Below are 6,905 nucleotides of genomic sequence, written 5' to 3'. Positions count from 1 at the left end.
GACGTGATCTGCCTGGGCCGCCTGGCGGTGGACCTGTACGCGCAGCAAATCGGCAGCATCCTGGAAGACGCGACGAGTTTCGCCAAGTACCTGGGCGGCTCGTCGGCGAATATCGCCTTCGGCACGGCCAGGCTGGGTTTGAAGTCGGCCATGCTGTCGACAGTGGGCGACGACCACATGGGCCGTTTCTTGACCGATACCTTGTCGAAGGAAGGTTGCGACGTCAGCCATGTCGGCATCGACCACGACCGTTTGACGGCGCTGGTGATGCTGGGCATCAAGGATAAAAACACCTTTCCCTTGATTTTCTACCGTGAAAATTGCGCCGACATGGCCATCGACGCGGCGTCGGTGGATGCGGCTTTCATTGCCTCGAGCAAGGCGCTGTTGATCACCGGCACGCATTTTTCCACGGCTGCCATGCACGCCGTCAGCATGCAGGCCTTGACATTGGCGCGTGCCAACAACGTACGCACCGTGCTCGACATCGATTACCGGCCCGTGCTGTGGGGCTTGTCGGGCAAGGCCGATGGCGAAACGCGTTTCGTGTCCAACGATAGCGTGACGCGCCACCTGCAGGCGATCCTGCCGCAGTTCGACCTGATCGTCGGCACGGAAGAGGAATTCATGATTGCCGGTGGCGGCGCCGATATCATGGCGTCTCTGCGCGCCGTGCGGGCCGCCACCCTGGCCACCCTGGTCGTCAAGCGGGGTCCGCTGGGCAGCGCCATCATCGACAATGTGGTGCCGCACAGCCTCGACGCCGCGTATCACTACCGTGGCGTGCGCGTGGAAGTGTTGAACGTGCTGGGCGCGGGCGACGCTTTTTTGTCCGGCTTTTTAAAAGGCTGGCTGCGCGGTGAGGATTACGAGGCGTGCTGCCGCTACGCAAATGGTTGCGGCGCGCTGGTCGTGTCACGCCACGGCTGCGCGCCGGCCATGCCGTCGCCCGTGGAACTTGACTATTTCCTGGCCAACGCGGCCAAGCTGACACAGCCGGACCAGGACGCCACCTTGTCCCGCTTGCACCGCACGACGGTGGCGCGCCAGCAATGGGATGAATTGTGCGTGTTTGCGTTTGACCACCGCACGCAATTCTTTGAGCTGGCGCAACAAACGGGCGCGTCCGAATCGCGTATCTTAGCCTTGAAGCAATTGATGGTGCAAGCCGTGGCGCAGACGGAAACGGCCTTGCAATTGTCCGGCAAGACGGGCGTGCTGATCGATGGCCGCTATGGCGTCGACGCGCTCAACGATGCGACGGGGCGGGGCTGGTGGATAGGGCGTCCCGTGGAATTGCCGGGATCGAACCCGCTGCAATTCGACTGGGGCCGCTCCATCGGCTCGCATTTGCTCAGCTGGCCCAAGGAACACGTGATCAAATGCCTGGTGCAGCTGCACCCGGACGATGCCGTGGGAAACCGGCTGGAACAGGAAGCACAAATCAAGGCCCTGTATGAGGCGGCGCAAGTGAGCGGTCACGAACTGTTGCTGGAAGTCATACCCTCGGACGCCTTGCCGCAGGGCGACGATACCGTCTTGCGCGCCGTCAAGCGCCTGTACAACCTCGGCATTTACCCCGAATGGTGGAAGCTGGAAAGCATGTCGGCAAAGCAATGGCAAGCCATCGATGCCCTCGTGCACGAGCGCGATCCATATTGCCGTGGCGTCGTCTTGCTGGGCTTGAACGCTCCGATCGAAAAACTGGCTGCCAGTTTCGAAGAAGCCAGTGCCAGCACCACTTGCCGCGGCTTTATGGTAGGCCGCACCATCTTCCAGGAACCGAGCCGCCGCTGGCTGGCCGGTGAGCTCGACGATGCGGGCCTGATCGCCGCCGTGCGCGCCAACTTCGAGCAGCTCATCAGCTTGTGGCAGCGCACCCGCAAGCGTCTGGAGCGTGCAGCATGAGCGCCGCGATCCGTTTGACCATGGCGCAGGCGCTGGTGCGTTATCTGTCGGCCCTGCGCACCGAGGATGGCCAGGCTTTGTTCGGTGGCGCCTTTGCCATCTTTGGCCACGGCAATGTGGCGGGCCTGGGCGAAGCGCTGTACCAGTACCGCGACAGCTTTCCCACCTACCGCGCCCACAATGAACAGGCGATGGCGCACGCGGCCATTGCCTATGCGAAAGCCCACATGCGCCGGCGCATGATGGCTGTCACCAGTTCCATCGGCCCCGGCGCCACCAACTTGCTGACGGCCGCCGCCCTGGCGCACGTCAATCGCTTGCCGGTATTGCTCTTGCCCGGCGACGTGTTCGTCTCGCGCGCGCCGGACCCGGTGCTGCAGCAGCTGGAAGACGCCATCGACGGCAGCGTGTCGGTCAACGATGCCTTCAAGCCGCTGTCGCGTTACTTTGACCGCATCGTCTATCCAGAGCAATTGCTGACCGCCTTGCCACGCGCCATTGCCGCCTTGACGGACCCAGCCGCCTGTGGCCCCGTCACCTTGTCCCTGCCGCAAGACGTGCAAACGATGGCCTACGATTATCCAGCCGATTTTTTCGCGCCGCGCATCGTGCGTTTCCGCGCCGTGCCGCCGGTGGAATCCGAACTGGAAGAAGCGGCGCTGCTGTTGAAAAAGGCGAAACAGCCGCTGATACTGGCCGGTGGCGGCGTGCTGTACGGCAAGGCCAGCGCCACCTTGCAGGCCTTTGCCGAACGCCATGGCATCCCCGTGGCGGAAACCCAGGCGGGCAAGAGTGCCTTGCCATGGGACCACCCTTTGCAGCTGGGCGCCATCGGCGTGACGGGTTCGCCTGCCGCGAACAGCCTGGCGGCGGAGGCGGACGTGGTGCTGGCCATCGGCACGCGCTTGCAGGATTTCACGACGGGCTCGAACTCCCTGTTTGCGCAAGCGCAACTGCTCAGCCTGAACGTGAATGCCTTTGACGCCTTGAAACGCCGTGGCCTGGGCCTGCAGGCGGACGCGACACTCGGTTTGCAGGGACTGTCGCGGCTGCTGAGTACCTGGAATAGCGCAGGCCACTGGCTGGACCGCGCGCAGCAGGCAGGGAAAGCGTGGCGCGAGACGGTCAACAGCATCACGGGCCAGCGCGCCGTGGCCGGCTTGCCCTACGACGGCGAAGTCATCGGCGCCGTGCAGCGTTCATCTAAGGATTCCACCCGCCGCGACATCGTCGTCTGCGCGGCAGGCACCTTGCCAGCCGAGCTGCACAAGCTGTGGCGCACGGAAACACCGGGCGGCTACCACATGGAATACGGCTACTCGTGCATGGGCTATGAAATCGCCGGTGGCCTGGGCGTCAAGATGGCGAAACCGGCATCGGAAGTCATCGTCATGGTGGGTGATGGCAGCTACCTGATGATGAATTCGGAAATTGCCACCTCCGTCATGCTGGACAAAAAGCTCATCATCGTCGTGCTCGACAACCGTGGCTACGGCTGCATCAACCGATTGCAGCAGGCGTGTGGCAATGCCGCGTTCAACAATATGTTGCCCGACAGCGCACCCCGCATCGACTTCGCCCTGCACGCGCAGTCGCTGGGTGCGCTGTCCGAACATGTGGGCAATATCGCCGAACTGGAGCAAGCCATGCTGCGCGGCCGGGCAGCTTCCCGCACGTATCTGATCTGCATCAATACGGACGACACACGCACGACCGCCGAGGGCGGTTGCTGGTGGGAAGTGGCCGTGCCTGAAGTGTCGACGCAAGCCGGCGTGCAAGCGGCACGTGCCCGTTATGAAACCGATCGCCTGAAACAAAGGAACTGAGATGAATACTTGGAATGTCAAGATCGGCATCAACCCGATCTCGTGGATGAACGACGATTTGCCGAGCCTGGGCGGCGAGACGCCGCTGGAGACCGCCCTCAAGGAAGGCGCCGAGATCGGCTACGTGGGTTTCGAGCTGGGCAACAAGTTTCCCAAGGATGCTCCGGCCCTGAACGCCGTGCTGGGCAAGTATGGCTTGGCATGTATTTCCGGCTGGTATTCGGGCCGGCTGGCGCACCGCTCGGTGGAAGAAGAGATCGCTTCCGTGGCCTCGCATTTGCGTCTGCTGGCCGACAGCGGTGCGACCGTCATGGTCTACGGCGAAGTGGCCGACGCCATCCAGGGCGAAGCGCGCCCCCTGTATAAGCGTCCCCGTTTCCAGACGCAGCAGCAATGGCAGGCCTATGCGGAAAAATTGACGGCCTTTGCCAAGCACTTGCTCGATAAGGGCGTGCGGCTTGCCTACCACCATCACATGGGCGCCTACGTGGAAACTCCGGCCGACGTGGATCAATTGATGGCCTTGACAGGGCCGGAAGTGGGCTTGCTGTTCGACACGGGGCATATCACGTTTGCCGGCGGCGATGCGCTGGCGGTGCTGAATCAACATATCGACAGGATTTGCCATGTGCATTGCAAGGATGTGCGTCCCAACGTGGTGAAACTGGCCCGCAATGGCCACTGGAGTTTCTTGCAGGCCGTCATCAATGGCGCTTTCAGCGTACCCGGCGATGGCAGCATCGACTTCCCGGCCATTCTGACGCGGCTTTATCTGCATGGCTACGAGGGCTGGCTGGTGGTGGAAGCGGAGCAAGACCCGGCCGTCGCGCCCAGTTACCAGTACGCGAAGATGGGCCACGATTACCTGGCCAAGCTCGTCGAGGCCATTCCCCGCTTGAAACGGGAGGCGGCATGAGCCCGCTGCTGGTCAAGGCCCGGCCTGGCTCGACCATCGTGGAAGTCACGCCCGAGTCGGCTGGCTGGACGCATGTGGGCTTTGCCGCCCACCGCCTGGCTGCCGGCGAGCACATCAGTCTGGAGACGGGCAGCCGCGAATTGTGCATCGTCGTGCTGACGGGCACGGTCACCGTGCAGGCCGGTGAACAGGCATGGCGCGAGATCGGCAACCGTCAAAGCGTCTTCGAGGATTGCTCGCCGTATGCCGTGTATGTCCCATTGGAAACCACGGTCAGCATCACGGCCGTGAGCGCTGCGGAAGTGGCGCTGTGCAGCGCCCCGGCCTCCACGCATCGGCCGGCGCGCCTGATCGAACCGGCCAGCATGACGCGTTCCGTGCGCGGCAAGGGGGCCAATACCCGTTATGTGTGCGACATCCTGCCGCAGACAGCAGAGGCCGATGGCTTGCTGGTGGTGGAGGTGGTGACGCCGTCCGGCCACTCGTCGAGCTATCCGCCGCACAAGCACGACAGCGACAATGTGCCGTTGGAAAGTTCGCTGGAAGAAACGTATTACCACCGCTTGAACCCGGAGCAAGGCTTTGCGTATCAAAGAGTCTATACGGATGACCGTTCCATCGATGAAGCCATGGCCGTGGAAAACCACGACGTGGTGATGGTGCCCAGGGGTTACCACCCCGTCACCGTGCCGTATGGCTATGACGGCTATTACCTGAACGTGATGGCCGGCCCGAAACGCGTGTGGCATTTTAAAAACGACCCGGCCCATGAATGGCTGATGAATACCAAATAGAGGATTCCAGATGACAACGCAACAGATCGGCCACTTTATTGGTGGCAACCCCATGGCGTCGCGCTCCGAGCGCACGAGCGAGGTCTTCAATCCCGCCACTGGCGCCGTCACGGCCAAGGTGGCGCTGGCCACGCCGAGCGAACTGAATGCGGCCGTGGCCGCCGCCCACGCGGCCTTTCCCGCCTGGTCGCACACCTCGCCCCTGCGCCGCGCCAGAGTCATGTTCAAGTTCAAGGAATTGCTGGAAGAACATGCGGATCAATTGGCGGCCCTGATTACGGCCGAGCACGGCAAGGTGTTGACGGATGCCAGAGGGGAAGTGACGCGCGGCATCGAAGTGGTGGAGTTTGCCTGTGGCATCCCGCAGTTGATGAAGGGAGAATATTCGGAACAGGTGGCCGGCGGCATCGATGCCTGGTCGATACGCCAGGCGCTCGGCGTGTGCGTCGGCATCACGCCCTTCAATTTCCCCGTGATGGTGCCCATGTGGATGTTCCCCATGGCGATTGCCTGCGGCAATACGTTCGTACTCAAACCGTCGGAGCGCGACCCATCGGCCAGCCTGCTGCTGGCGCAGCTGTTGACGGATGCGGGCTTGCCCGACGGTGTCTTCAACGTGGTCCAGGGAGATAAAGAGGCTGTGGATGGGCTATTGCATCACCCGGACGTGCGCGCCGTCAGCTTTGTCGGCTCCACGCCGATTGCCGAGTACATCTACGCCACCGGCTGCGCACAGGGCAAGCGCGTGCAGGCGCTGGGCGGCGCGAAAAACCACATGGTCGTCATGCCGGACGCGGATATTCCCCAGACGGTGGATGCCCTGATGGGCGCAGCCTTCGGCTCGGCCGGCGAGCGCTGCATGGCCATTTCTGTCGTTGTCGCGGTGGGCAATGTGGCCGATCAACTGGTCGAAGCGCTGCTGCCCCGTATCGCCGCCTTGAAAATCACGCAAGGCATGGATTTGTCGGCGGAAATGGGCCCCGTGGTGACGCAAGTGCACAAGGACAAAATTGCCGGCTACATCGCCACGGGCGTCAACGAAGGCGCCAAGCTGCTGGCCGACGGACGCGGTTTCGTCTTGCCCGGCCATGAAAGCGGCTTTTTCCTCGGCGGCAGCCTGTTCGACCATGTGACGCCGGAAATGACGATTTACAAGGAAGAAATTTTCGGCCCCGTGCTGTGCATCGTGCGCGTGCCTGATTTCGCCACCGCGCTGGACCTCGTCAACGCCCACGAATACGGCAACGGCACGGCGATTTACACGTGCGACGGCAACACGGCGCGCGAATACGCGCACCGCGTGCAGGTGGGCATGGTGGGCGTGAATGTGCCGATTCCCGTGCCGATGGCTTTCCACAGCTTCGGTGGCTGGAAGCGCAGCCTGTTTGGCGACCACCACGCGCATGGCCCGGAATCGGTGCGTTTCTACACCAAGCAGAAGGCCGTCACGCAGCGCTGGCC

General features: G+C 62.8%; 5 protein-coding genes. All 5 read left to right on the top strand.

All coding sequences use genetic code 11. The features are described from left to right. The coding region (locus tag CSZ94_RS26670; RefSeq protein ID WP_102124263.1) for a bifunctional 5-dehydro-2-deoxygluconokinase/5-dehydro-2-deoxyphosphogluconate aldolase at positions 1–1,908 on the top strand (1,908 nt) is incomplete at its 5' end. After that, positions 1,905–3,734: a 3D-(3,5/4)-trihydroxycyclohexane-1,2-dione acylhydrolase (decyclizing) gene (gene iolD, locus CSZ94_RS26665; protein WP_102124262.1), complete on the top strand. Its 1,830-nt coding sequence runs from the start codon at positions 1,905–1,907 to the stop codon at positions 3,732–3,734. The genes CSZ94_RS26670 and iolD, both read left to right, overlap by 4 nt. Before the next feature lies 1 nt (position 3,735). Further along, a complete protein-coding gene (gene iolE / locus CSZ94_RS26660; RefSeq protein WP_102124261.1) occupies positions 3,736–4,650 on the top strand; it encodes a myo-inosose-2 dehydratase in 915 nt (304 codons plus the stop codon). Beyond that, positions 4,647–5,444 carry a 5-deoxy-glucuronate isomerase gene (iolB, locus tag CSZ94_RS26655; protein WP_102124260.1) on the top strand — a complete coding sequence of 266 codons (798 nt, stop codon included), beginning with the start codon at positions 4,647–4,649 and terminating at the stop codon, positions 5,442–5,444. Before iolE ends, iolB begins: the two co-directional genes overlap by 4 nt. Positions 5,445–5,454: 10 nt before the next feature. After that, the coding region (locus CSZ94_RS26650; protein WP_102124259.1) for a CoA-acylating methylmalonate-semialdehyde dehydrogenase at positions 5,455–6,905 on the top strand (1,451 nt) is incomplete at its 3' end.

The sequence above is a fragment of the Janthinobacterium sp. ROICE36 genome (genome assembly GCF_002869965.1).
Lineage (GTDB): Bacteria > Pseudomonadota > Gammaproteobacteria > Burkholderiales > Burkholderiaceae_D > Janthinobacterium.
Note: the sequence above shows the minus strand (reverse complement) of the source record. Positions and strands in the feature narration are given on the sequence as shown.